Below are 23,772 nucleotides of genomic sequence, written 5' to 3'. Positions count from 1 at the left end.
GTATGGAATTTGCGTTTTATCTTTGCGGACTGGTGGCGGTGCTGACGACATTGCGCGTCATCACGCACACCAATCCGGTACATGCGCTGCTGTACCTGATTGTGTCGCTGCTTTCGATTGCGGGTATGTTCTTCTCGATGGGCGCCTACTTTGCCGGTGCGCTGGAGATCATCGTTTACGCCGGTGCCATTATGGTGCTGTTCGTGTTCGTGGTGATGATGCTGAACCTGGGCAAAACCCAGCAGGATCAGGAGCGCGAGTGGCTGAAGCCTTCGCTGTGGATTGGGCCGGGCATCGTCTCCCTGTTACTGCTGGTGGTGATGATTTACGCTATTAGCACCGCGCACGATCAGGGCATTGATGGCACCGTCATCGATGCGAAAGCGGTGGGTATCAGTCTGTTTGGTCCTTACGTACTGGCGGTTGAGCTGGCGTCAATGCTGCTGCTGGCCGGTCTGGTGGTGGCCTTCCATATCGGACGTGAAGAGCGTCAGGGCGAAGTGCTGAGCAATCGCCATGCTGATGCACATGCGAATAAGGAGGATCACGCATGATCCCGTTACAACACGGCCTGATGTTGGCTGCTGTGCTGTTTGTTCTCGGCCTGACCTCGCTGGTACTGCGCCGCAATTTGCTGTTCATGCTGATTGGTCTGGAGATCATGATCAACGCCGCGGCACTGGCGCTGGTGGTAGCAGGTAGCTACTGGGGACAAGCTGACGGCCAGGTGATGTACATTCTGGCGATCAGCCTCGCGGCGGCGGAAGCCAGCATTGGCCTGGCCCTGCTGCTCCAGCTCTATCGTCGTCGTCAGACGCTGAACATTGACACAGTGAGCGAGATGCGCGGATGAATCTTCTCTATTTAACCGTATTATTTCCGCTGATTGGCTTCCTGCTATTGGCGTTTTCCCGTGGTCGCTGGTCGGAGAATCTGTCGGCAGCGGTGGGAATGGGATCGGTCGGTCTGGCGGCATTGACCACCGTTTTCGTTGGTATGGATTTCTTCAGCAACGGTGAACAGCCTTTTACTCAGGCGCTGTGGACCTGGATTCAGGTCGGCCACTTTGATATCAAAGTGAACCTGGTGCTGGATGGCTTGTCACTGACCATGCTGTCGGTGGTCACGGGTGTCGGTTTCTTCATCCACATGTTTGCCTCTTGGTACATGCGCGGTGAAGAGGGTTACTCGCGCTTCTTCGCTTACACCAACCTGTTCATCGCGAGCATGGTGGTGTTGGTGTTGGCCGACAACCTGATGCTGATGTATCTCGGTTGGGAAGGCGTGGGCCTGTGCTCCTACTTGCTGATCGGTTTCTACTACAGCAACCCAGAGAACGGCAAAGCGGCGATGAAAGCCTTTATCATCACCCGTGTCGGTGACGTGTTCCTGGCATTCGCGCTGTTCATTCTCTACAACGAGCTAGGTACGTTGAACTTCCGCGAGCTGGTGGAGCTGGCGCCGGCACACTTTGCCGCTGACAACCACATGCTGCAGTGGGCAACCCTGATGCTGTTGGGTGGTGCGGTCGGTAAGTCTGCACAGCTGCCGCTGCAAACCTGGTTGGCCGATGCGATGGCGGGTCCTACGCCGGTATCAGCGCTGATCCACGCCGCCACCATGGTGACCGCGGGTGTTTACCTGATTGCGCGTACCCATGGCCTGTTCCTGCTGACGCCGGAAGTGCTGCATCTGGTGGGGATTGTGGGTGCGATCACCTTGGTGCTGGCAGGCTTTGCCGCGCTGGTGCAAACCGACATCAAGCGCGTGCTGGCTTACTCAACCATGAGTCAAATCGGCTACATGTTCCTGGCGCTGGGCGTACAGGCATGGGACGCGGCCATTTTCCACTTGATGACGCACGCGTTCTTCAAAGCACTGCTGTTCCTTTCTTCTGGTTCGGTCATTCTGGCCTGCCACCACGAGCAGAACATCTTCAAAATGGGCGGCCTGCGTAAGAGCATCCCATTGGTGTACACCTGCTTCCTGGTCGGCGGCGCAGCGCTGGCGGCACTGCCGCTGATTACCGCAGGTTTCTACAGTAAAGATGAAATTTTGTTTGGTGCGCTGGCGAATGGTCACATCAATCTGATGGTGGCGGGTCTGGTCGGTGCATTCCTGACCTCAATCTACACCTTCCGCATGATCTTCATCGTGTTCCACGGCGAAGAGAAAATTCATGCGCATGCGGGCAAAGGCATTACTCACCATCTGCCACTGATTGTTCTGTTAGTGCTCTCCACCTTCGTTGGCGCCATGATTACGCCACCGCTGGCGGGCGTGCTGCCGCAGAATGAATTCGGTGAGGGCGGAAAAGTGGCACTGGAAATCACCTCAGGCGTGGTCGCGATTGTCGGCATCCTGATTGCTGCTGCCCTGTGGCTCGGCAAACGCCAGCTGGTCACCCGCGTTGCTAACAGCGCGCCGGGCCGTTTCTTCGGCACCTGGTGGTTTGCGGCATGGGGCTTCGACTGGCTGTATGACAAGGTGTTTGTGAAACCTTATCTCGGCATTGCCTGGCTGCTGAAGCGCGATCCGCTGAACTCACTGATGAACCTGCCTGCGCTGCTGTCGCGTGTCGGTAATAAAGGCCTGGTGGTGAGCGAGAACGGTTACGTGCGCTGGTATGTGGCTTCCATGAGTGTCGGTGCCGTGGTGGTACTGGCGCTGATGCTGGTGATTTAAAGATTGATGAGCGGGGGCGAGAGGATCAAGGATTCTTTCACCCCAGAAGCGAATGTGAAAAATTGCCTGAATGACGAAGCGTTATTGATATAGCCCGTTTCGTTGCCGTTAGTGTGCAGCAACCAAAGCGTATTTTGTACGTGAGGGGGGCGAGCGCTGACGGTGATGGAAGTGGCAAGCAAGATAGCTCGAAATCAGGTTGAAAAAAGGGAAGTATGCCGTGCTATTACCTTGGCTAATAATCATACCTTTTGTTGGGGGTCTGCTTTGCTGGTTAGCAGAGCGCCTCGGCGCAAAAGTGCCGCGTTGGATCGCCATGATCACCATGGGGCTGACGCTGGCACTCGGTCTGCAGTTGTGGCTGCAGGGAGGCTATTCACTCACCCAGGCTGCTGGAATGCCGCAGTGGCAGTCGACTTTCTCGGTGCCATGGATTCCACGCTTCGGTATTAACTTCCATCTGGCTATTGACGGTTTGTCACTGCTGATGGTGGTGCTGACCGGCCTGCTCGGTTTGATGGCGGTGCTCTGTTCCTGGAATGAAATCGAGAAGTATCAGGGTTTTTTCCACCTCAACCTGATGTGGATCCTCGGTGGTGTGATTGGTGTGTTCCTCTCCATCGACATGTTCCTGTTCTTCTTCTTCTGGGAAATGATGCTGGTGCCGATGTACTTCCTCATCGCGCTCTGGGGTCACAAAGCCTCTGACGGTAAAACGCGTATCAGTGCCGCAACCAAATTCTTCATCTATACCCAGGCTTCGGGTCTGGTGATGTTGATTGCGATTCTGGCGCTGGTGTTTGTGCACTACAACGCCACGGGCGTCTGGACCTTCAGCTACGAAGAACTGCTGAAAACGCCAATGTCGCACACCGTTGAATATCTGCTGATGCTCGGCTTCTTTATCGCCTTCGCCGTAAAAATGCCGGTGGTGCCTCTGCACGGCTGGTTGCCGGATGCGCACAGTCAGGCACCGACCGCCGGTTCGGTTGACCTCGCAGGTATCTTGCTGAAAACAGCGGCGTACGGTCTGCTGCGTTTTAGCCTGCCACTGTTCCCGAATGCTTCCGCAGAGTTTGCGCCGATTGCTATGTGGCTCGGTGTACTGGGTATCTTCTACGGTGCCTGGATGGCGTTCTCGCAGACGGATATAAAACGTCTGATTGCTTACACCTCCGTTTCGCACATGGGCTTCGTGCTGATTGCTATCTACACCGGCAGCCAGCTGGCGTTCCAGGGCGCGGTGATTCAGATGATTGCTCACGGCCTGTCCGCCGCGGCACTGTTCATCTTGTGTGGTCAGCTGTATGAGCGTCTGCATACCCGTGACCTGCGTCAGATGGGCGGTTTGTGGTCACGCATTAAATGGATTCCAGGCCTGTCGCTGTTCTTCGCGGTGGCCAACCTCGGTATGCCAGGCACCGGTAACTTTGTCGGCGAATTTATGATTCTGACCGGCAGTTTCCAGGTGGTGCCGGTGATTATCGTGATTGCCACCTTTGGCCTGGTGTTTGCCTCGGTGTACTCGCTGATCATGATGCAGCGTGCTTACTACGGCGAAGCGAAATCGAAAGATCCGCTGCCGGGCATGTCACCGCGTGAATTCATGACGATCGGCGTGCTGGTGGTGCTGCTGGTTCTGCTGGGTATTTATCCTCAGCCGATCCTCGACACGTCCCATGCTGCGATGAGTAATATTCAGCAGTGGTTTACCGCTTCAATTTCAACTACAAGGCCGTAATTCGCCATGACAATAACTCCTCAACATCTGATCGCGTTGCTACCGCTGTTGATCGTCGGATTGACGGTGGTGGTGGTGATGCTGTCCATTGCGTGGCGACGCAACCACTTTGTTAATGCCACGCTGACGGTCATTGGCCTGAACGTGGCGCTGTTTTCACTGTGGTTTGTCGGTCATGTCGGTGCCATGGATGTCACGCCGCTGCTGCGCGTTGACGGCTACTCGATGTTCTATACCGCGCTAGTGCTACTTGCCAGCCTCGCGACCTGCACCTTTGCTTATCCTTGGCTGGCCGGTTTCCCGGACAACAAAGATGAGTTCTATCTGCTCGTGCTGATTGCGGCTCTGGGTGGCATCGTACTGGCGAGCGCCAACCATCTGGCGGCACTGTTCATCGGGATTGAACTGCTGTCACTGCCGCTGTTTGGTCTTATCGGTTACGCCTTCCGTCAGAAACGTTCGCTGGAAGCGGCGCTGAAATACATGATCCTGTCCGCTGCAGCGTCCTCGTTCCTGATTTTTGGTATCGCGCTGATTTATGCCGATTCGGGCAGCCTGAGCTTCGTACAGTTAGGTAAGAGCCTGAATGACAGTATGATCCAGCAACCGCTACTGCTGGTCGGTTTGGGCATGATGATTATCGGCCTCGGCTTTAAACTGTCACTGGTTCCGTTCCACCTGTGGACGCCAGACGTTTATCAGGGTGCGCCAGCGCCGGTTTCAACCTTCCTGGCTACCGCCAGCAAAATCGCTATCTTTGGCGTGGTGATGCGTTTGTTCCTGTACGCGCCAGTCACTGACAGTGAAGCCGTACGCACCGTGTTGGGCGTGATTGCCTTCGTGTCGATTCTGTTCGGTAACCTGATGGCGATTTCGCAGAGCAACATCAAACGCCTGCTCGGTTACTCCTCAATCGCACACCTTGGCTATTTGCTGGTGTCGTTGATTGCGGTGAAAACCCATCAGCTGTCGCTGGAAACGGCGGGTGTGTACCTGGCGGGTTACCTGTTCAGCAGCCTCGGCGCATTCGGTGTGGTCAGCCTGATGTCCAGCCCGTACCGTGGCCCGGATGCTGATACGCTCTACTCTTACCGTGGTCTGTTCTGGCACCGTCCGATTCTGTCAGCGGTCATGACCGTGATGATGCTGTCTCTGGCCGGTATACCGATGACGCTGGGCTTCATTGGTAAGTTCTACGTCATTGCTTCCGGTGTGAACGCGCATCTGTGGTGGCTGACCGCGGCAGTGGTTGCTGGTAGTGCAATTGGTCTTTACTACTATCTGCGTGTGACGGTGAGCCTGTATCTCAGTCCACCAGAAATGCACACGCGCGATCGTGATACGCCAGCCAACTGGGCCTTCACCGCCGGTGGTGTGGTAGTGCTGATCTCGGCGATTCTGGTGCTGCTGCTCGGTGTCTATCCGCAGCCACTGATCTCGCTGGTGCAGCTGGCACAGCCGCTGATGTAAAAGCGCTTTGACCTCAGAAATCAGGCCCGCGGGCCTGATTTTTTTTGCCTGTAATCTGAGAATGCGATCACGACAAGGCAATGCGGCAACCCTGTACGGCTGCTTAATACCCGCGCGCTGTGATACTCTCAGGGGATCACTTTTTTCGCTCAGACAAGGAAGCATCATGGAAATGCAATGGCTTGATTGCCACCACAGTGAACTGAGTGCACAGCAATTGTATACCGTGCTGGCACTGCGCAATCACGTATTCATTGTGGAGCAAAACTGCCCCTATCAAGATGTAGATGGTCAGGATTTGCGAGCAGAGAATCGCCACATTATGGGCTTCCTTGACGGAAAATTATTGGCCTACGCTCGCGTGCTTACGCCCTCACTGGACAGCGCCCCGGTGCTGATTGGTCGCGTGATCGTGTCCGAAGAAGCGCGTGGCCTGAAGTTGGGCTATCGACTGATGGAGAAAGCACTGGAGAGCTGCGATACCCATTGGCCGCAACGCACTATTTATTTATCAGCGCAGGCCCATCTGGAAGGGTTTTACGGTCGTCTTGGCTTCAAAGCGGTGGGGGACGTTTACATGGAAGATAACATTCCGCACATTGGTATGCAGAAAGCGTAATGGCGAGGAATGCTCCTCGCCATTTATACCCGTCATACTTCAAATTACCGGTGAGTTGGCTGCTCTGGCTCACCCGAATCACTGACTTGAGTCAGCTCATCGGGTTCTCTCGTTTGCTGCCTTCCCGAAATTCGAACTTTTTAGGGGGATATCAACCCGGCGTCATCTGTCGGTCATCGGTGTATTTACGCTGATCCGGCGGCGGTGGGAAATACTGATACAGCCAGGTTTCACTTAAGGTCTCATCTTTGGTGCGCAGGAACAGGCGCATATCCACCGGCTTAGTAGAGTCGCTGTTCGGATACCAGTCAAACAGAATGCGGTAGCCGTTAAGCGGCTCCACATAAAGAATCTCAACCTGCTTGATGGTGCCGGCATTGACCGTAATAACCGGCTCAATGCCTTTCGGCGCAGCGGCTTTCAGGTCGCCACCGACGAAATCAATCGCAAAGCGACGGCACCACTGATCGGGGAAGTGCTCGCCCGGTGCCCAACCTTCCGGGAAACCGCCGATGCCGGTACGTGTGGCATCGACACGCGCCAGCCCGCTGCGCACTGGCGGCAGTTGGCTCCAGTAAAGTTTGTACTGGAAGTTAAATTCGCTGCCCGCTTTAACCGGTTCCGTTGGCTGCCAGAAGCACACCACGTTATCCAGGGTTTCACCGGTCGTCGGGATCTCCATCAGGTTGATGGCGCCTTTGCCCCACTTGCCAATCGGCTCAACCCACAGGCTTGGGCGCTTGTCGTACCAGCCAATGACATCCTGATAATCTTTGAAGTCGTGATTGAGCTGCAGCAGACCAAAACCACGTGGGTTTTCATCTTCATAAGCATTGAATTGCAAGCGCTGCGGGTTGTTCAGCGGACGTGCAATCCATTCCCCTTTACCAGTCCACATTGCCAGACGATCGGAGTCATGGATTTGTGGATGATAGGTATTACACATGCGACGCTCGTTGGTGCCGCAGCTAAACATACTGGTCATCGGCGAGATGCCGAGCTGACGAATGTCGTTACGAGCAAACAGGTGGTTTTCCACCTCCATCACCACGCGTTTCTCTTCGCAGTGGATAGTGAACTTGTACGCACCGGTCACGCTGGCGCCGTCCAGCAGCGCATAAACCACGAAGGTGGTGTCGTCGGCTTTCGGTGTTTCAAACCAGAAGGCGGTAAAGTCCGGGAACTCTTCGTGGCCGTTGCTAAAGGTGTTTACTGCCACACCGCGCGCTGACAAGCCGTACTGGAAGGTTTCATCAACCGCACGGAAGTAGCTCGCGCCGAGGAACGAGACGATATCGCGACGCGCCAGTTCTGGCTTTTTAAACGCGCGGAAACCGGCGAAGCCCAAATCGGTTTTGCCGACCAGTTGTTGGGTATCGACGTTAGCGTTGTGGTAGTTAAATAGTTCGGGACGGAAGTGGATTTCGCGCGCTTCACGGCTATCGGCATCCACTGAGAACATGCGGATACGGCGTTTAAAGCCCATCCCCACGTGGAAGAACTGCACATCCAGTTCGCGATCGGGAATGTTGTTCCACAGCGAATGGTTGGCATCGTACTGAATTTCGTTGTAGGCCTGCGGTGTCAGATTGGCCAGGGTGTCAGGAAGCGGGCCGGGTGCGCCGCCCCAGGGCTGTTTCGCCAGCGCGGAGGCTTTCTTTTTCAGTGAGTCGAAATCGAAGCGCACTGCGGTGCCGTCGGCGATGCCATCATCGGCCCAGGCGGACTGCGCAAACAGCGAGGAGAGCCCGGTCATGCCGCTTGCGGCAGAGAGGGCCATGGACGCTTTCATAAATTTTCTACGATTCATGCCGGAAATCTAATCCTTAGCTGCTCTGGTGTGTTGTGACTGTCGTAAGACGCATTACGTCTGGCTACAAGGGGATACGACAGTCGCGAAATTAAAAAATTCAGTCTGACAAAAATTTATCAGATTAATCAAATAAGCGAAGCAGATTTCACGCTGCAACAGCGCGGATTACGCAACTTTGCATTGAGTCGAGCAAAACCCAGCGTAATCCTAATTCCTTGCGCGCAGCAAATACCGAATTTATGACTATAGTTAAACGACGATAAGTGACGAGTATGGAGGAAGTATAACGTGTCATCTTCAGATCAATTTGAAACTCGCCTTGATGACGACCTGGCGCTACTGACAGAAACTTTGGAAGAAGTACTGAAATCGTCGGGCGATCCGGCCGATCAAAAGTACATCGAATTGAAACTTAAAGCGGAACAAGCACTGGAAGACGTGAAGAATCGCGTTAGCCAGGCTTCTGACAGCTATTATTACCGTGCCAAAAAAGCGGCCTATCGTGCCGACGATTATGTGCATGAAAAACCGTGGCAGGGGATCGGCATTGGCGCCGCCGCTGGCCTGTTTGTCGGTTTACTGTTGGCCCGCCGTTAAATTGTCGGGGCGTAACGCATGTTACGCCCGATTCCTCTTTTTTACCGCTTTATCCCTCTCATTTGTCTCGAATCCTTGTTTCGCATCAACGGCGATTGTGTTTCGCCTGCGCGCTTTCTACAGTAAAGCGACAGGGATAAGGAGAATGTAACGTGATACGTGTTGAAATGCTCTCAACGGGCGATGAAGTGTTGCATGGGCAGATTGTCGATACGAATGCCGCCTGGCTGGCGGATGTGCTGTTCCAGCACGGCTTGCCGATGACCAGCCGCAGTACCGTGGGCGATGCGATGTCCTCTTTAGTGGACGCGCTACAGAGCCGTAGTCAAATAGCTGATGTGCTGATCGTCAACGGTGGCCTCGGCCCAACCAGCGATGATCTCAGTGCGCTCGCGGCAGCCACCGCGTGTGGCACCGAATTGGTGATCCAGCAGGAATGGCTGGAAAAAATGGAAGCCTGGTTTGCCAGCCGTGGACGCATCATGGCGCCGAGCAACCGCAAGCAGGCGGAAATTCCGGCGAATGCCGAGCTGATTGATAATCCGGTGGGTACCGCGTGTGGCTTTGCACTTCAGCTCAATCGCTGCTGGATATTCTTCACGCCGGGCGTGCCGTCCGAATTTAAAGTGATGGTCGAGCAGGAGATCATTCCGCGTTTGAAAGCGCGTTTTGATTTGCCTGAGCCGCCGCTGTGTTTGCGTCTGACCACCTTTGGTCGCGGCGAGAGTGACATTGCCGCCGAACTGGAGCCGTTACCGTTGCCGGAAGGTGTGGTAATGGGCTATCGCTCATCAATGCCAATCATTGAAATCAAACTCACCGGACCGGCCAGCCAACGTGTGGCGATGGAGCAGGCGTGGCAGCAGGTGAAGCTGCTGTTGGCGGAATGCACTATCTTCGAAGGCACTGTAGGCTTACCCGCTTTGTTAGCGCATGAGTTGCAACAGCGTGGATTCCGGCTGGCGTTAAGCGAGCAATACACAGCCGGACTACTGAACTGGCAACTGGCGTCAGCGGACGTGCCGCTCAGCGCAGCAGAGATTCTACCCCCTCATGATGAACCGCTGGAAGCTCAGGTCGAGCGTACGCGCAATCTGGCCGCGCATCACGGCACGGTGTTGGCGCTGTCGGTGGGTAATCTGGAAGAGGGCGAAGTGGCGATTGCGCTGCATACGCCGGAAGCCAGCTGGGGCCAGCGCGTGAAGTTCACCCATGGGCGTCACAATGTGGAAACCCGGCAGAAAGTCGTGGCGATGATGGCGATGAACATGTTGCGTCGCTGGCTGCACGGCAGTGAAGTCAGTACCGGGCATGGCTGGATTGATGTGCTGGAAGCCGTGAAACAGTAAGTGTGTGGGCAGCCTTTGCGATGAATTTCACCGGGTCGCCATTGATGACGACCCGGTGCTTATAGCTCGATCTCAATCTCCCCTTTAGCGCGGCAGCAGCAGGGCAAAATCTCGCCCTGTTGAATAAACGCCAGCGGGGTTTCCGCGTAAGCCACTTCGCCTTTCAGCAAACGCATCCGGCACGATCCGCAGTAGCCTTCACGACACTGAAACTCTACGCACACGTTGTGCGCTTCCAGTGCAACAAGCAGATTGGGATGATCTTCTGCGCACTCCAGCCGGGAGCCGGAACTGCGCAGAATAACAACAGAACGGCTCATGCTTACAGCTGGAAGTCGTTAAAGTCGTCTTCGCCCACTTCGGCGTCGATCTGGCCGACCAGGTAAGAACTGACTTCCACTTCCTGCGGTGCCACCTGCACGTTGTCTGACACCAACCAGGAGTTGATCCATGGAATCGGGTTAGAACGCGTCTGGAACGGCAGATCGAGACCTACAGCCTGCATGCGGATGTTGGTGATGTACTCAATGTACTGGCACAGAATGTCTTTGTTCAAACCGATCATTGAGCCACCGCTGAACAGATAATCTGCCCACTCTTTCTCTTGCTCGGCGGCTTTCTTGAACAGGTCGAAACACTCATCACGGCACTCGGCAGCGATCTCTTTCATTTCAGGATCATCTTCACCGGTGCGCAGCAGGTTCAGCATGTGCTGAGTGCCGGTCAGGTGCAGAGCCTCATCGCGCGCAATCAGTTTGATGATTTTGGCGTTACCTTCCATCAGCTCGCGCTCGGCGAAGGCGAATGAACAGGCGAAGCTCACGTAGAAGCGAATCGCTTCCAGTGCGTTAACGCTCATCAGGCAGATATACAGCTGCTTTTTCAGCGCACGCAGATTCACGGTCACGGTTTTACCCGCCACTTCGTGCGTGCCTTCACCCAGCAGATGCCAGTAGCTGGTCATCTCGATCAGATCGTCGTAATACTTCGAGATATCCTGCGCACGCGCCAGAATCTGCTCGTTAGTGACGATGTCGTCAAACACCAGTGAAGGATCGTTGACGATGTTACGGATGATATGGGTGTAAGAGCGCGAGTGGATGGTCTCAGAGAACGCCCAGGTTTCGATCCAGGTTTCGAGTTCTGGAATCGAAATCAGTGGCAGCAGGGCCACGTTAGGGCTGCGACCCTGGATTGAATCCAGCAGCGTCTGATACTTCAGGTTGCTGATAAAGATGTGTTTTTCGTGATCTGGCAGTGCCTGATAATCGATACGATCGCGTGAAACGTCCACTTCTTCTGGACGCCAGAAGAAGGAGAGCTGCTTTTCGATCAGCTTTTCAAAGATGTCATATTTCTGCTGGTCGAAACGGGCAACGTTCACTGACTGGCCGAAGAACATCGGTTCTAACAGCTGGTCGTTTTTGTTCTGCGAAAATGTGGTGTAAGCCATGGCTAAGTCCAAAAGTGATGAGGGCCGACCATTGCCGGCCCTGACAAGATAGGGCGTCTGACTAATTAAATCTTACAAGCGCCGCTTTCGCAGCCGTCATCCTGAATGGAAGGAGCCAGGTCGTCCTGCGCATCTTCCGCACCATCACGGGTGTTTTGGTAGTACAGGGTTTTCACGCCAAACTTATAAGCGGTCAGCAGATCTTTCAGCAGCTGTTTCATTGGCACTTTGCCATTGGCGAAACGGCTTGGATCATAGTTGGTGTTCGACGAAATCGCCTGATCGATAAATTTCTGCATCACACCAACCAACTGCAAGTAACCGTCGTTAGATGGCATTTCCCACAGCAGTTCGTACTGATCTTTCAGACGCTCATACTCTGGCACCACCTGACGCAGAATACCGTCTTTGGATGCTTTGATGCTGATGTGACCGCGCGGTGGCTCAATACCGTTGGTGGCGTTTGAAATCTGCGAAGAGGTTTCAGACGGCATCAGGGCAGAGAGCGTGGAGTTGCGCAGGCCGTGCGTAACGATCGACTCACGCAGACCTTCCCAATCCAGGTGCAGCGGCTCACTACAAACGGCGTCGAGATCCTTTTTATAGGTATCGATCGGCAGAATGCCCTGTGAGTAAGTGGTCTCTTTGAACCACGTACAGGCGCCTTGCTCTTTCGCCAGCTCGTTCGAGGCTTTCAGCAGGTAATACTGAATGGCTTCAAAAGTTTTATGCGTCAGGTTGTTGGCGCTGCCATCAGAGTAACGCACGCCGTTTTTCGCCAGATAGTAAGCGTAGTTAATCACGCCAATACCCAGAGTACGACGGCCCATTGCGCCGCGTTTTGCCGCAGGAATTGGGTAATCCTGATAATCCAGCAGCGCATCCAGTGCACGAACTGCGAGGATCGCCAGCTCTTCCAAATCGTCGAGGCTGTCAATCGCACCGAGGTTAAAGGCAGACAGCGTACACAACGCGATTTCGCCGCTTTCGTCATTCACATCGTTCAGCGGTTTGGTTGGCAGCGCGATTTCCAGGCACAGGTTAGACTGGCGGACGGGTGCGATAGCCGGATCAAACGGGCTGTGGGTGTTGCAGTGATCGACGTTCTGGATGTAGATACGGCCGGTTGAAGCACGTTCCTGCATCATCAGAGAGAACAGCTCAACCGCTTTCACACGCTGTTTGCGGATGCTGTCATCTTTCTCGTATTTGGTGTACAGACGCTCGAATTCGTCCTGATCGGCGAAGAACGCATCGTACAGGCCTGGCACGTCAGACGGGCTGAACAGGGTGATCTCTTCACCTTTCAACAAACGGGTATACATCAGTTTGTTGATCTGCACGCCATAGTCCATGTGACGCACGCGGTTGCCTTCAACGCCACGGTTGTTTTTCAGCACAAGCAGGCTTTCCACTTCCAGGTGCCACATCGGGTAGAACAGGGTCGCTGCACCACCACGTACGCCGCCTTGTGAGCAAGACTTTACTGCGGTCTGGAAATGCTTATAGAACGGGATACAGCCGGTATGGAAGGCTTCGCCGCCACGGATTGGGCTACCTAACGCACGAATGCGACCGGCGTTGATACCGATACCCGCACGCTGCGACACGTATTTCACGATGGCGCTAGAGGTGGCGTTGATTGAATCAAGGCTGTCACCACACTCGATCAGTACGCAAGAGCTGAACTGACGGGTTGGGGTACGTACGCCAGACATGATTGGCGTCGGCAGTGAGATCTTGAAGGTAGACACGGCATCATAGAAGCGACGCACGTAATCCATACGCGTCTCGCGTGGATAACCAGAGAACAGGCACGCGGCGACCAGGATGTACAGGAACTGTGCGCTCTCGTAGATTTCACCGCTCACACGGTTCTGCGCCAGGTATTTGCCTTCCAGCTGCTTCACCGCAGCGTAGGAGAAGTTCATGTCGCGCCAGTGGTCGATGAAGCCGTCCATCTGCTCGAACTCTTCTACGCTGTAATCTTCCAGCAGGTGACGATCGTATTTGCCCATCTCAACCATTTTCACTACCTGATCGTACAGCTTCGGCGGCTCAAACTGGCCGTAAGCTTTTTTACGCAGGTGGAAGATGGCGAGGCGAGCAGCCAGGTACTGGTAATCCGGCGCATCACGGGAGATCAGGTCTGCAGCGGCCTTGATGATGGTCTCGTGGATATCAGAAGTACGAATTCCATCGTAGAACTGAATGTGGGAGCGCAACTCAACCTGAGACACGGAGACGTTATTCAGCCCTTCAGCGGCCCAATCCAGTACTCGGTGAATCTTGTCGAGATCAATGCGCTCCTGGCGGCCATCGCGTTTAGTAACGAGCAGACTTTGGTTCATGTCGCGTGTTTACCTGTCCATGAAAGAGTGAGTTATCCCCCATCTATTCACAAGGTCTATGCACAAGCCGCTCGTTGTGAGTAAGCCTGTGGATAAACACTATATATAGGGGGTGCGGGAAGTTTGAACAACAATATGGTGAGTATTCTAGTCAGCATTCTGATCATCACAAGAGTTGATTTTCGCGAAAAAATCCGTCCAGGGGGGTGGCGAAATTCCTGGATCCCCATTCCGTAAGGCCTGCCAATGGTGTCAACTGCCAACGACTTTTTTTTCACTTTTTGATCGAGCGCGTGTTTATTGCTCAAAGCTTCTCATCACGGAAATTTCTGAAGTCAAAAAAGCCCTGACAAGGCCGCCAGTAGCGAACTTATCTAAAATTGCTTATGAATTTTTTGTGACCAATGCAGCCTATAAAAAAGCGTGGTACGCGTCTAAAAGGAAATTGATCTGGATAGCAGTGAGTTACAAACCTGGTGCTTTCCACATCGAGGTGGTTAACCCACTGTCCACCAGGGTGAGTTGGTCGGCATAGACTTTCTGCCAGTTGGCTTTTTGCTGTTGATAGAGTTGGTGGTGTTCTGCGTTGGGGTGAAATTCGCGCTCCCAGCGGACTAACTGCTGTCCCGTTTCCTGCAAACTGCGGTAAACCCCAGCGGCAACACCTGCAGCGATAGCGCAGCCCAGGGCGGTGGCTTCTTTCACCTGCGGCACTTTGACCGTCAACCCCGTGACATCGCTCAAAATCTGGCTCCACAATTTGCCCTTCGCACCGCCACCGGCAAACACGATCTGTGAGGTTTGGACACCGGAAAAGGCGGCCACCTGATCCAGATTGCAGGCCGAAACAATCGCAGCATTCTCTTCCAGCGCACGGAAGAGCGTCTGTTTATTGCAGCGTTCGGGATCGATGGAAAGATTAATAAAGGAAGGTGCAGCGTGATACCACTTGTTGAAGTGCATCGCATCTGAGAACACCGGCATCACGCCCCACGAACCGGCGGGGACGCGTGCCGCCATCTCTTCCAGCAGGCTGTAGCAATCCACACCAAGGCGCTCCGCCAGCAGTTTCTCTTCGCCGCAAAAGGCATCACGGAACCAGCGCATCGTTAGGCCGGTAAAGAAACTGATCGCTTCCGCCTGTGCCATACCGGGGATCATATGCGGATTCACGCGAATGTTCATTTGAGGATCAACCTGCGGTTGCGGCAAGTTCACTACTTGTTGCCAGAAAGTGCCCCCCAGTACAGCCGTTTCCCCCGCATTCACGATGCCTAACCCCAGAGTGCCAAGCTGCACATCGCCGCCGCCCATGCCGACCACCGTGCCTTGCTCAAGACCACACTGGCGAGCGGCTTCGGCCGTAATCTCTCCTAGCTTGCTGCCGGTTTCGGCTACCGGGGACAAGATATCCCCGCGCAATCCCGCCATCTCTAGCAGGTCAGGGCGCCATTGCCGCGTGTGTAAATCCAGCAGGCCAGTCGTGCCGGCGTTCGATGGGTCCACGGCGAGTTCACCGCTGAGACATTTTGCCAGCCAATCGCTGATCATGGTTAAGGTGGCGGCCTGACGATAAACATCAGGTCGATGATGCGCCAGCCACAGCAGACGCGGCATCGCGCCGAGTGCCAGCGTTTGTCCTGAACACTGATAGATTTCTCGCTCAAACTGGCCGTGGTGAATTTCCTTAAGTTCACTCACCTCGCGGCTGGCACGGGCATCCACGTTGGCGCACGCCCAAATCGCTTCGCCCGCTTTGTTGTAAAGCACAATACCTTCGCGCATTGAACTGCAGGCCACGCTTCGTATCGCCCTGGCAGGCAATTGTGACTGCTGCAGCACCTGTCGAATGCACTGACAGGCAAGTTGCCAGTTGTGCTCAAGATCAAACTCCATTGAGCCAGGCACATCGGGCAGGGCGAGGTGCCGCCATTCAGCCTGCGCCACCGCGACTTGCTCACCCTGAAGATTGAAAATCACGGCGCGAATGCTACCGGTGCCGGCGTCGAGCGCCATCAGATGTGGGGCGTGTGTCATCACGAAACTCCTGTTGAAAAGGAAAGAGTGCTCCACACCGACAGCCCAACGGGTGTTACTGCAAAGATAGTTGTGCGTGAGCGTTTTCACCTCCAGATGAAGGGCTTAGCCCATCGTTGAAAGTTTGAACTGTGATCGCTGCGAGAGTTTTATTCAGCGAGCCTGGCCAGGCTTGCCACTCTGCAAATCGTGATGAAAGGAACAAGCCGATGGAAGTAACGCTGGTAGAGATCAACGTGAAGCCCGACTGTATCGACGAATTTTTGCGGGTGTTTAAGCTCAATCATTTAGGGGCACTGCAGGAGCCTGGCAATCTGCGTTTTGACGTTTTGCAGGACAGTAGTGAGGCGACACGCTTCTTTATTTATGAAGCTTATGCGGATGAGGCCGCGGTGTTAGCACACAAGAAAACGCCGCACTATCTGGCCTGCATCGAGGCGCTAGAGGCGCTGATGAGCGAACCGAGAAAGAAAACCGCGTTTAAGGGGATTTTTCCCGAGTAAGGGCATGAGAAGGGAGTGATGCTTGTCTGTTAAGCAATCAGTGATAATGCAGTCTGATGCCGTTCTGGACTGGCGGTACAGATGATACCGCAGTCTGATGCCGCTGTGGGGCTGGCTGTCCTCGCGCCGCTGACGCGGTACCTTCACTTCACTCGTCAGCCTGACGGACCGGTGCAGACGGGACTTTCCCTGTCCCGGCTGCACCTTTCGCCAGCATCCATGCTGGCTCTCCTGGCTTCCTCATTCCGTTCAGCGCTGCGAAATGCCAGCCCCCACAGCGGCACCAGCCTGCTTGCTAACATCTGTTTACGCTGTAGGAAAGGGCACGATAACTCAGGCGATAGCACTTTTATTGCTACAGAGGGCACGTTGTTTGAGGCCGCAGCAGAGGTGCTGTGGCCCGCAACAACATACTCAATCGCACATGTAAAAAAGCTGCCATTTATTAAAACGGCAGCCTCACCTGAGCAGGAACTTAACTGAGAAGCATTGTGCCATGCACAGCAACCCTTCAGCAGTTCTGCACAGCTTTAAGAGTGGGCAGCAGGAAGATCAATCCTGACGATGGGTATGAATCATATAGTTCACATCCACACCACGTCCCAGACGGAACTGATTAGTCAGCGGATTGTAGTGCAGGCCAATCATGCCTCTCTCGCGCAATGGCGTCTCATCAACCCAATTCAGCAACTCTGAGGGACGGATAAACTTTTTCACGTCATGCGTGCCGCGCGGCACCATGCGCATCACGTATTCGGCACCGAACACTGCCAGTAACCATGCTTTTGGATTGCGGTTAATGGTGGAGAAGAACACCTCGCCACCCGGCTTCACCAACTGCGCGCAAGCCAGCACCACAGAACGTGGGTCTGGGACGTGTTCCAGCATTTCCATACAGGTCACCACGTCATAGGCGCCCGCATGGCTAACCGCATGATCTTCCACGGTCTGCTGCACATAGTTCACGCTCACACCGCTCTCCAGCGCATGTAACCGCGCCACTTCTAGCGGCTCCGCCCCCATATCCAGCCCGGTCACGTTGGCCCCTTCACGCGCCATACTTTCTGCCAAAATCCCGCCGCCGCAGCCGACATCCAGCACCTTCTTACCAAACAGGCCATTGCTGTGCTGGGCAATCCAGCCAAGACGCAGGGGATTGATGCGGTGTAACGGCTTAAATTCACCCTCTAAATCCCACCAGCGCGATGCGACCGCTTCAAACTTGGCAATCTCAGCGTGGTCGACGTTTTGGCGGCTTTCCTGCGGTTGTTCACTCATTGAATCACGACTCCTGACAAAATATTCCCTCAGTATAAACGCTTAACTCTTGCTAGCGCATCTCTCACCTGCAAGGAAAAGCGGCATTAAACCCCGCTTTACGTTCACCGAGGGCAACCACTGTGATATACTTTCGCACCATTAAAAACCGGCATTATGTAGAGGGATAGCGGCTCCATGAGCGACCTTGCGAGAGAAATTACACCGGTCAATATCGAAGAAGAGTTAAAAAACTCCTACCTCGATTACGCCATGTCGGTCATCGTTGGCCGAGCTTTACCCGATGTGCGTGATGGCTTGAAGCCGGTGCACCGCCGTGTGCTTTTTGCCATGAGCGAACTGGGTAACGACTGGAATAAAGCTTATAAGAAATCGGCCCGTGTGGTCGGTGACGTGATCGGTAAATATCACCCACACGGTGATTCCGCGGTATACGAAAGTATCGTTCGTATGGCCCAGCCGTTCTCCCTGCGCTACATGCTGGTAGATGGTCAGGGTAACTTCGGTTCCGTTGATGGCGACTCCGCCGCAGCGATGCGTTATACCGAAGTGCGTATGGCGAAGATCTCTTCTGAACTGCTGGCGGACCTCGAAAAAGAGACCGTCGATTTTGTGCCGAACTACGATGGCACCGAGCAGATTCCTGAAGTTCTGCCGACCAAAATTCCTAACCTGCTGGTGAACGGCTCGTCCGGTATCGCCGTAGGTATGGCGACCAACATTCCACCGCACAACCTGACGGAAGTGATCAACGGCTGCCTCGCCTTCATCGAAGACGAAGACATCACTGTTGAAGGCCTGATGGAACACATCACCGGCCCTGACTTCCCGACTGCGGCGTTCATCAACGGTCGTCGTGGTATCGAAGAAGCCTATCGCACCGGTCGCGGTAAAATTTACATCCGCGCACGCGGTGAGATTGAAACCGACGCAAAAACCGGCCGCGAAACCATCATCGTCAATGAAATCCCGTATCAGGTAAACAAAGCGCGCCTGATCGAGAAAATTGCCGAGCTGGTAAAAGAGAAGCGTGTTGAAGGCATCAGCGGCCTGCGTGATGAATCTGACAAAGACGGTATGCGTATCGTCATCGAGATCAAACGCGATGCGGTCGGTGAAGTGGTGCTCAACAACCTCTATTCGCTGACGCAACTGCAAGTCTCCTTCGGCATCAACATGGTGGCACTGCATCAGGGCCAGCCGAAGATCATGACGCTGAAAGGCATCATTGAAGCCTTCGTGCGCCACCGCCGTGAAGTGGTGACGCGCCGTACCATTTTCGAACTGCGCAAAGCGCGTGACCGTGCACACATCCTTGAAGGTCTGGCCATTGCGCTGGCCAACATCGATCCGATTATCGAACTGATTCGTCGTGCACCCACCCCAGCTGAAGCGAAAGCGGGCCTGTTGGCACAGCCATGGGATCTGGGCAACGTCGCCACCATGCTGGAACGCGCGGGCGATGACGCAGCACGTCCAGAATGGCTGGAAGCCCAGTTCGGTATTCGTGACGGTCAGTACTACCTGACTGAACAGCAAGCTCAGGCAATTCTGGATCTGCGTCTGCAGAAACTGACCGGCCTTGAGCACGAAAAGCTGCTCGACGAATACAAAGAACTGCTGGACCAGATCGCAGAACTGATCCACATCCTGCAGAGCGCCGAGCGTCTGATGGAAGTCATCCGCGAAGAGCTGGTGGCAATGCGCGATCAGTTTGGTGACGAGCGTCGTACTGAAATTACCGCCAACAGCGCCGACATCAACATTGAAGACCTGATTAATCAGGAAGATGTTGTGGTCACGCTGTCGCATCAGGGTTATGTCAAATACCAGCCGCTGACTGACTATGAAGCGCAGCGTCGTGGTGGTAAAGGCAAATCCGCAGCACGTATCAAAGAAGAAGACTTTATTGATCGTCTGCTGGTGGCCAACACCCACGACACCATTCTGTGCTTCTCCAGCCGTGGCCGCCTCTACTGGATGAAAGTTTACCAGTTGCCAGAAGCGAGCCGTGGTGCACGTGGTCGCCCAATTGTTAACCTGCTGCCACTGGAAGCCAACGAACGTATCACCGCTATTCTGCCAGTGCGTGAGTACACCGAAGGCTTTAACATCTTCATGGCCACCGCTGACGGTACCGTGAAGAAAACCGCTCTGCAGGAATTTAGCCGCCCACGTAGCGCCGGTATCATCGCCATCAACCTGCGTGAAGATGATGAATTGATCGGTGTTGCACTGACCAACGGTAGCGATGAGGCGATGCTGTTCTCTGCAGCGGGTAAAGTGGTGCGCTTCGCTGAGACCGCAGTACGTGCCATGGGCCGTTCAGCCTCGGGCGTGCGTGGTATCAAGCTGGCCGAAGGCGATAAAGTGGTCTCCCTGATCGTGCCACGTGAAGAGGGCGCCATCCTCACCGTGACGCAAAACGGTTACGGTAAGCGTACGGCGAATAGCGAATACCCAACCAAGTCGCGTGCAACACAGGGTGTGATCTCGATTAAAGTCACCGAACGTAACGGGCCAGTGATTGGCGCGGTGCAGGTGGTGGATGGCGATCAGATTATGATGATCACCGATGCCGGTACGCTGGTGCGTACCCGCGTATCAGAAGTCAGCGTAGTCGGACGTAACACCCAGGGCGTGATTCTGATTCGTACCGCTGAAGACGAAAACGTTGTGGGTCTGCAACGTGTCGCTGAGCCGGTGGAAGAGGAAGAACTCGACGCCATCGACGGCAGCGTCGCAGAAGGCGAAGAGGATATCGCGCCGGAAGTCGACAACGACGACGATGCACCTGAAGTGGATGAAGAAGAGTAATCCGCAGCGGTGAAGAACAGCGGCAGGTCAGGGCAACCGACCTGCCGTTTTTTTATCTGAGTTTTACTCCCAAAGTCGCGCACCAACTGGCTTTTTCGGGCCGATAAAGCTAGTGTATGAGAGTTTTTCAACTTCCTGACAACCCCTTACCGCCAGTGAGCCTCTTTTGAAATATCTCGTCTCCTTTCGCACCACGCTTCGCATCTCGCGCTATCTGTTCCGTGCGCTGGCGCTGCTGCTTTGGACGCTGGGTGCGTTGCTGACCACTTTTTTCATCATCAACGTGCTACACGAGAAAGAAAATGCGGTACGTCAGGAGTTTGCGACTAATTATGGCCAGGCCGAATGGTATGTACGCCATTCTGCTGACGTGATGCGTGAACTGAAGTACATCACGGAAAATCGTCTGAGCAACAGCAGCAATGGTCTTGATGTGCTGAATGGCCTGCCTGCCGGCAAAAGTACCTTGCCGCAGTTCACGCCGCTGTTTTCCGATGGTGACTGCACCTCAATGAGCAATACCTGGCGCAACTCGCTCGATTCGCTGGGCTACTTCATCAATTACTGGAAAAGCAACTTTGCCTCCGCCTACGAACTCAACCGGGTGTTCTTTATTGGTGGTGAAAACCAGTGTCTGGCCGATTTTGCCATTGGTAATAACAATTCGGTCGATCGTGAACGTAGCCTGAAAGCGCTGCGTGAGCGTGTGCTGCACTATCGCAGCGGCAACGAAGAAGAACGCCGTAATCCGATGTATTGGATCACACCGAGCAGCCAGCCTGGCGTCGGTAATTTCTATATGGTGATGCCGGTTTATGTGGCTAACAAGCTACAGGCGTTGCTGGGCGTGGAACAAAATATCCGTCTTGATGAGTTTATTCAGCCAGGCGGATTGCCGCTGGTTGCCACCATCACTGACGAGAATTATCGCCCGCTGTTGAGTTCGCGACGCGGTGGGCCGGGTTACGCGTTGGATGATCTGCCGGATGACAGCACCTGGTTTGGCTATCTCAATAGCTATCACCAACTGGTGCTGAAAAAGCCGCTGCCGCCCTCCAATCTCAACGTCGTGTGGTCGCTTTCAACCGATGTGCTGGTGGATCAGCTCAAGCTCATGCTGATTAACGCCCTATTGCTGAACATCCTCAGTGCGCTGATCCTGTTTACGCTGGCATGGGTTTTCGAACGTCGCATGTTCCTGCCGGCGGAAGACAACGCACATCGGCTGGAAGAGCACGAGCAGTTCAACCGCAAAATTGTCGCTTCGGCACCGGTTGGCATCTGTATTTTGCGCACCAGCGATGGCACCAATATTCTGAGTAACGAACTGGCGCACAACTACCTGACGCTACTGACGCAGGAAGATCGCCAGCGTCTGAATGAGATTATCGGGGGGCAGCAGGTCAACTTTGTCGATGTGCTCACCGGCACCAATACCAACCTGCAAATCAGCTTTGTGCATTCACGCTATCGTAATGAAAACGTAGCGATTTGCGTGCTGGTAGACGTCTCAGCGCGTGTACGCATGGAGCAGTCGTTGCAGGAGATGGCGCATGCGGCAGAGCAGGCCAGCCAGTCCAAATCCATGTTCCTTGCCACCGTCAGCCATGAGCTGCGTACCCCGCTATACGGCATTATCGGTAACCTCGACCTGCTGCAAACCAAGTCGTTGCCGAAAGGCGTCGAATCGCTGGTAACGGCGATGAACAACTCCTCGAGCCTGCTGCTGAAAATTATCAGTGATATTCTCGATTTCTCGAAAATTGAGTCGGAGCAGCTGAAAATTGAGCCGCGCCCGTTCTCGCCACGTGAGGTGGTCAATCACATCGCCAGCAACTATCTGTCGCTGGTGGTGCGTAAACGCCTGACGTTATATGTCATGATTGAAAACGATGTGCCGCTGACGATGGATGGCGATCCAATGCGTCTGCAGCAGGTCATTTCTAACCTGCTGAATAACGCCATCAAGTTCACCCATACTGGCTGCATTATTCTGCATGCCTATGTCAAAGATGGTTATTTAGCCTTCCGCGTGCGCGATACCGGCGTCGGTATTCCTGCGAAAGAAGTGACGCGTCTGTTCGATCCCTTCTTCCAGGTGGGCTCTGGCGTACAGCGCAATTTCCAGGGCACCGGGCTGGGTCTGGCAATCTGTGAAAAGCTGATCAACATGATGGACGGTGATATTGAGGTCGACTCTGAGCCGGGCATGGGTAGCCAGTTTATCATCCGTATCCCCATTTACGCGGGACAACAGCCTGCGCCGCCGCTGCTGGATGGTTTGCAGGAAAAAGCCATCTGGCTGGATATGCGCAATGATTATCTCGCGGTCTTCCTGCTACGTCTGTTGCAGCAACAGGGTATTACGATCGCGCATTATCAGGGCAATGCCGGTAGCGACGATGTGATTATTAGCGACCATCAGGATACGGTGCCACAGGCCGTGCGCGCGCAGATTCACATCTGTGGTCAGCATATCGACATGCCGCAGGAAACCGCGCCGGGTCAGTGGGTGCAGAGCAGTGCGATGCTGCACGATCTGCCTTCATTACTTGGCCGCATCTATCGCATCAATATTGATAGCGAAACCAGCACGCCGTTGCAGTTGGCCGCACCGCAAGAGGCCAACCGTTACGATGACATTATGGTACTGATTGTTGATGATCACCCGATTAACCGTATGTTGCTCTCTGAGCAGCTCGGCACACTGGGCTATCAAACCAAAACCGCACAGGATGGGGTCGATGCGCTGAACGTGCTGAGCCGTAATCACATTGATATTGTGCTGAGTGACGTCAATATGCCGAATATGGATGGTTATCGCCTGACGCAGCGCCTGCGTCAGCTGGGCCATGCCTTCCCGGTGATTGGGGTAACGGCCAATGCGTTGGCAGAAGAGAAGCAACGCTGTATGGATGCCGGGATGGATAACTGCCTATCCAAGCCTGTTACGCTTGATGTGTTGAAATCCACGTTGGCAACCTATGCCGAGCGGGTAAGAAAAAGCAGGAAAGGGTAGTACAAAAGAACAGGCGCACCGAAGTGCGCCTTTTTGACTT

At 54.4% G+C, this 23,772-nt stretch carries 17 protein-coding genes; 11 read left to right on the top strand and 6 right to left on the bottom strand.

Annotation, left to right across the window (positions count from 1 at the left end):
* Positions 1–2 precede the first annotated feature (2 nt).
* The 6 genes from nuoJ (at position 3) to IAE30_RS25025 (ending at position 6,515) form a co-directional block, all read left to right on the top strand.
* On the top strand, positions 3–554 hold the full coding sequence (gene nuoJ / locus IAE30_RS25050) for an NADH-quinone oxidoreductase subunit J (RefSeq protein ID WP_200681184.1): 552 nt from the start codon (positions 3–5) through the stop codon (positions 552–554).
* Entirely contained in the window at positions 551–853 is a 303-nt protein-coding gene (nuoK, locus tag IAE30_RS25045) for an NADH-quinone oxidoreductase subunit NuoK (RefSeq protein WP_034825057.1), read from the top strand. Before nuoJ ends, nuoK begins: the two co-directional genes overlap by 4 nt.
* The gene (nuoL, locus tag IAE30_RS25040) at positions 850–2,685 is read left to right on the top strand and encodes an NADH-quinone oxidoreductase subunit L (RefSeq protein WP_200681183.1); all 1,836 of its coding nucleotides are present in this window, start codon (positions 850–852) and stop codon (positions 2,683–2,685) included. Before nuoK ends, nuoL begins: the two co-directional genes overlap by 4 nt.
* Before the next feature lie 220 nt (positions 2,686–2,905).
* Positions 2,906–4,426 (top strand): NADH-quinone oxidoreductase subunit M, encoded by a 1,521-nt coding sequence (gene nuoM, locus IAE30_RS25035; RefSeq protein WP_200681182.1) that lies wholly within the window; start codon positions 2,906–2,908, stop codon positions 4,424–4,426.
* Between the two features lie 6 nt (positions 4,427–4,432).
* Positions 4,433–5,896: an NADH-quinone oxidoreductase subunit NuoN gene (gene nuoN / locus IAE30_RS25030; protein ID WP_045813642.1), complete on the top strand. Its 1,464-nt coding sequence runs from the start codon at positions 4,433–4,435 to the stop codon at positions 5,894–5,896.
* A gap of 166 nt (positions 5,897–6,062) precedes the next feature.
* Positions 6,063–6,515 (top strand): GNAT family N-acetyltransferase, encoded by a 453-nt coding sequence (locus IAE30_RS25025; protein ID WP_038645762.1) that lies wholly within the window; start codon positions 6,063–6,065, stop codon positions 6,513–6,515.
* A gap of 151 nt (positions 6,516–6,666) precedes the next feature.
* Here the strand turns inward: IAE30_RS25025 and IAE30_RS25020 are convergent, their stop codons facing one another.
* Complete coding sequence (locus tag IAE30_RS25020) at positions 6,667–8,325, bottom strand: glucan biosynthesis protein D (RefSeq protein WP_045813641.1); 1,659 nt, start codon at positions 8,323–8,325, stop codon at positions 6,667–6,669.
* Positions 8,326–8,616: 291 nt separating this feature from the next.
* Here IAE30_RS25020 and elaB point away from each other — a divergent pair, with 291 nt between their 5' ends.
* Together elaB and IAE30_RS25010 are read left to right on the top strand one after the other, a co-directional pair.
* Entirely contained in the window at positions 8,617–8,925 is a 309-nt protein-coding gene (gene elaB / locus IAE30_RS25015) for a stress response protein ElaB (protein WP_034825045.1), read from the top strand.
* A 152-nt stretch (positions 8,926–9,077) separates the two neighbouring features.
* Entirely contained in the window at positions 9,078–10,274 is a 1,197-nt protein-coding gene (locus IAE30_RS25010) for a nicotinamide mononucleotide deamidase-related protein YfaY (RefSeq protein WP_200681181.1), read from the top strand.
* Positions 10,275–10,333: 59 nt separating this feature from the next.
* Here the strand turns inward: IAE30_RS25010 and yfaE are convergent, their stop codons facing one another.
* The 4 genes from yfaE to lsrK all read right to left on the bottom strand — a co-directional run bounded on the left by yfaE (position 10,334) and on the right by lsrK (position 16,115).
* The gene (yfaE, locus tag IAE30_RS25005; RefSeq protein WP_038645769.1) at positions 10,334–10,594 is read right to left on the bottom strand and encodes a class I ribonucleotide reductase maintenance protein YfaE; all 261 of its coding nucleotides are present in this window, start codon (positions 10,592–10,594) and stop codon (positions 10,334–10,336) included.
* A 2-nt stretch (positions 10,595–10,596) separates the two neighbouring features.
* A complete protein-coding gene (nrdB, locus tag IAE30_RS25000; protein WP_034825039.1) occupies positions 10,597–11,727 on the bottom strand; it encodes a class Ia ribonucleoside-diphosphate reductase subunit beta in 1,131 nt (376 codons plus the stop codon).
* 65 nt (positions 11,728–11,792) lie between these two features.
* Positions 11,793–14,078, bottom strand: coding sequence for a class 1a ribonucleoside-diphosphate reductase subunit alpha (nrdA, locus tag IAE30_RS24995; RefSeq protein WP_200681180.1), 2,286 nt, complete (start codon positions 14,076–14,078; stop codon positions 11,793–11,795).
* Between the two features lie 465 nt (positions 14,079–14,543).
* Positions 14,544–16,115, bottom strand: coding sequence for an autoinducer-2 kinase (gene lsrK / locus IAE30_RS24990; protein ID WP_200681179.1), 1,572 nt, complete (start codon positions 16,113–16,115; stop codon positions 14,544–14,546).
* 209 nt (positions 16,116–16,324) lie between these two features.
* On the opposite strand from lsrK, the gene lsrG reads away from it, so the two are divergent.
* On the top strand, positions 16,325–16,618 hold the full coding sequence (gene lsrG / locus IAE30_RS24985; protein ID WP_200681178.1) for a (4S)-4-hydroxy-5-phosphonooxypentane-2,3-dione isomerase: 294 nt from the start codon (positions 16,325–16,327) through the stop codon (positions 16,616–16,618).
* 552 nt (positions 16,619–17,170) lie between these two features.
* On the opposite strand, the gene ubiG is transcribed toward lsrG, so the two are convergent.
* Entirely contained in the window at positions 17,171–17,896 is a 726-nt protein-coding gene (ubiG, locus tag IAE30_RS24980) for a bifunctional 2-polyprenyl-6-hydroxyphenol methylase/3-demethylubiquinol 3-O-methyltransferase UbiG (RefSeq protein ID WP_200681177.1), read from the bottom strand.
* Positions 17,897–18,073: 177 nt separating this feature from the next.
* On the opposite strand from ubiG, the gene gyrA reads away from it, so the two are divergent.
* Positions 18,074–20,713, top strand: coding sequence for a DNA topoisomerase (ATP-hydrolyzing) subunit A (gyrA, locus tag IAE30_RS24975; protein WP_038645778.1), 2,640 nt, complete (start codon positions 18,074–18,076; stop codon positions 20,711–20,713).
* A gap of 166 nt (positions 20,714–20,879) precedes the next feature.
* Positions 20,880–23,732: a two-component system sensor histidine kinase RcsC gene (gene rcsC, locus IAE30_RS24970; RefSeq protein WP_038645780.1), complete on the top strand. Its 2,853-nt coding sequence runs from the start codon at positions 20,880–20,882 to the stop codon at positions 23,730–23,732.
* The last annotated feature ends 40 nt before the right edge of the window (positions 23,733–23,772 follow it).

Source organism: Pantoea sp. S61 (assembly GCF_016625145.1).
GTDB lineage: Bacteria > Pseudomonadota > Gammaproteobacteria > Enterobacterales > Enterobacteriaceae > Pantoea > Pantoea rwandensis_B.
This window is presented reverse-complemented; position numbering and strand designations above follow the sequence as displayed.

Coding starts and splice junctions, on each gene's coding strand:
- ubiG (WP_200681177.1), bottom strand. CDS start 17,896: ATGAGTGAACAACCGCAGGAAAGCCGCCAAAACGTCGACCACGCTGAG.
- yfaE (WP_038645769.1), bottom strand. CDS start 10,594: ATGAGCCGTTCTGTTGTTATTCTGCGCAGTTCCGGCTCCCGGCTGGAG.
- nuoL (WP_200681183.1), top strand. CDS start 850: ATGAATCTTCTCTATTTAACCGTATTATTTCCGCTGATTGGCTTCCTG.
- gyrA (WP_038645778.1), top strand. CDS start 18,074: ATGAGCGACCTTGCGAGAGAAATTACACCGGTCAATATCGAAGAAGAG.
- lsrK (WP_200681179.1), bottom strand. CDS start 16,115: ATGACACACGCCCCACATCTGATGGCGCTCGACGCCGGCACCGGTAGC.
- nuoK (WP_034825057.1), top strand. CDS start 551: ATGATCCCGTTACAACACGGCCTGATGTTGGCTGCTGTGCTGTTTGTT.
- lsrG (WP_200681178.1), top strand. CDS start 16,325: ATGGAAGTAACGCTGGTAGAGATCAACGTGAAGCCCGACTGTATCGAC.
- nuoN (WP_045813642.1), top strand. CDS start 4,433: ATGACAATAACTCCTCAACATCTGATCGCGTTGCTACCGCTGTTGATC.
- nuoJ (WP_200681184.1), top strand. CDS start 3: ATGGAATTTGCGTTTTATCTTTGCGGACTGGTGGCGGTGCTGACGACA.
- nrdA (WP_200681180.1), bottom strand. CDS start 14,078: ATGAACCAAAGTCTGCTCGTTACTAAACGCGATGGCCGCCAGGAGCGC.
- IAE30_RS25025 (WP_038645762.1), top strand. CDS start 6,063: ATGGAAATGCAATGGCTTGATTGCCACCACAGTGAACTGAGTGCACAG.
- nrdB (WP_034825039.1), bottom strand. CDS start 11,727: ATGGCTTACACCACATTTTCGCAGAACAAAAACGACCAGCTGTTAGAA.
- IAE30_RS25020 (WP_045813641.1), bottom strand. CDS start 8,325: ATGAATCGTAGAAAATTTATGAAAGCGTCCATGGCCCTCTCTGCCGCA.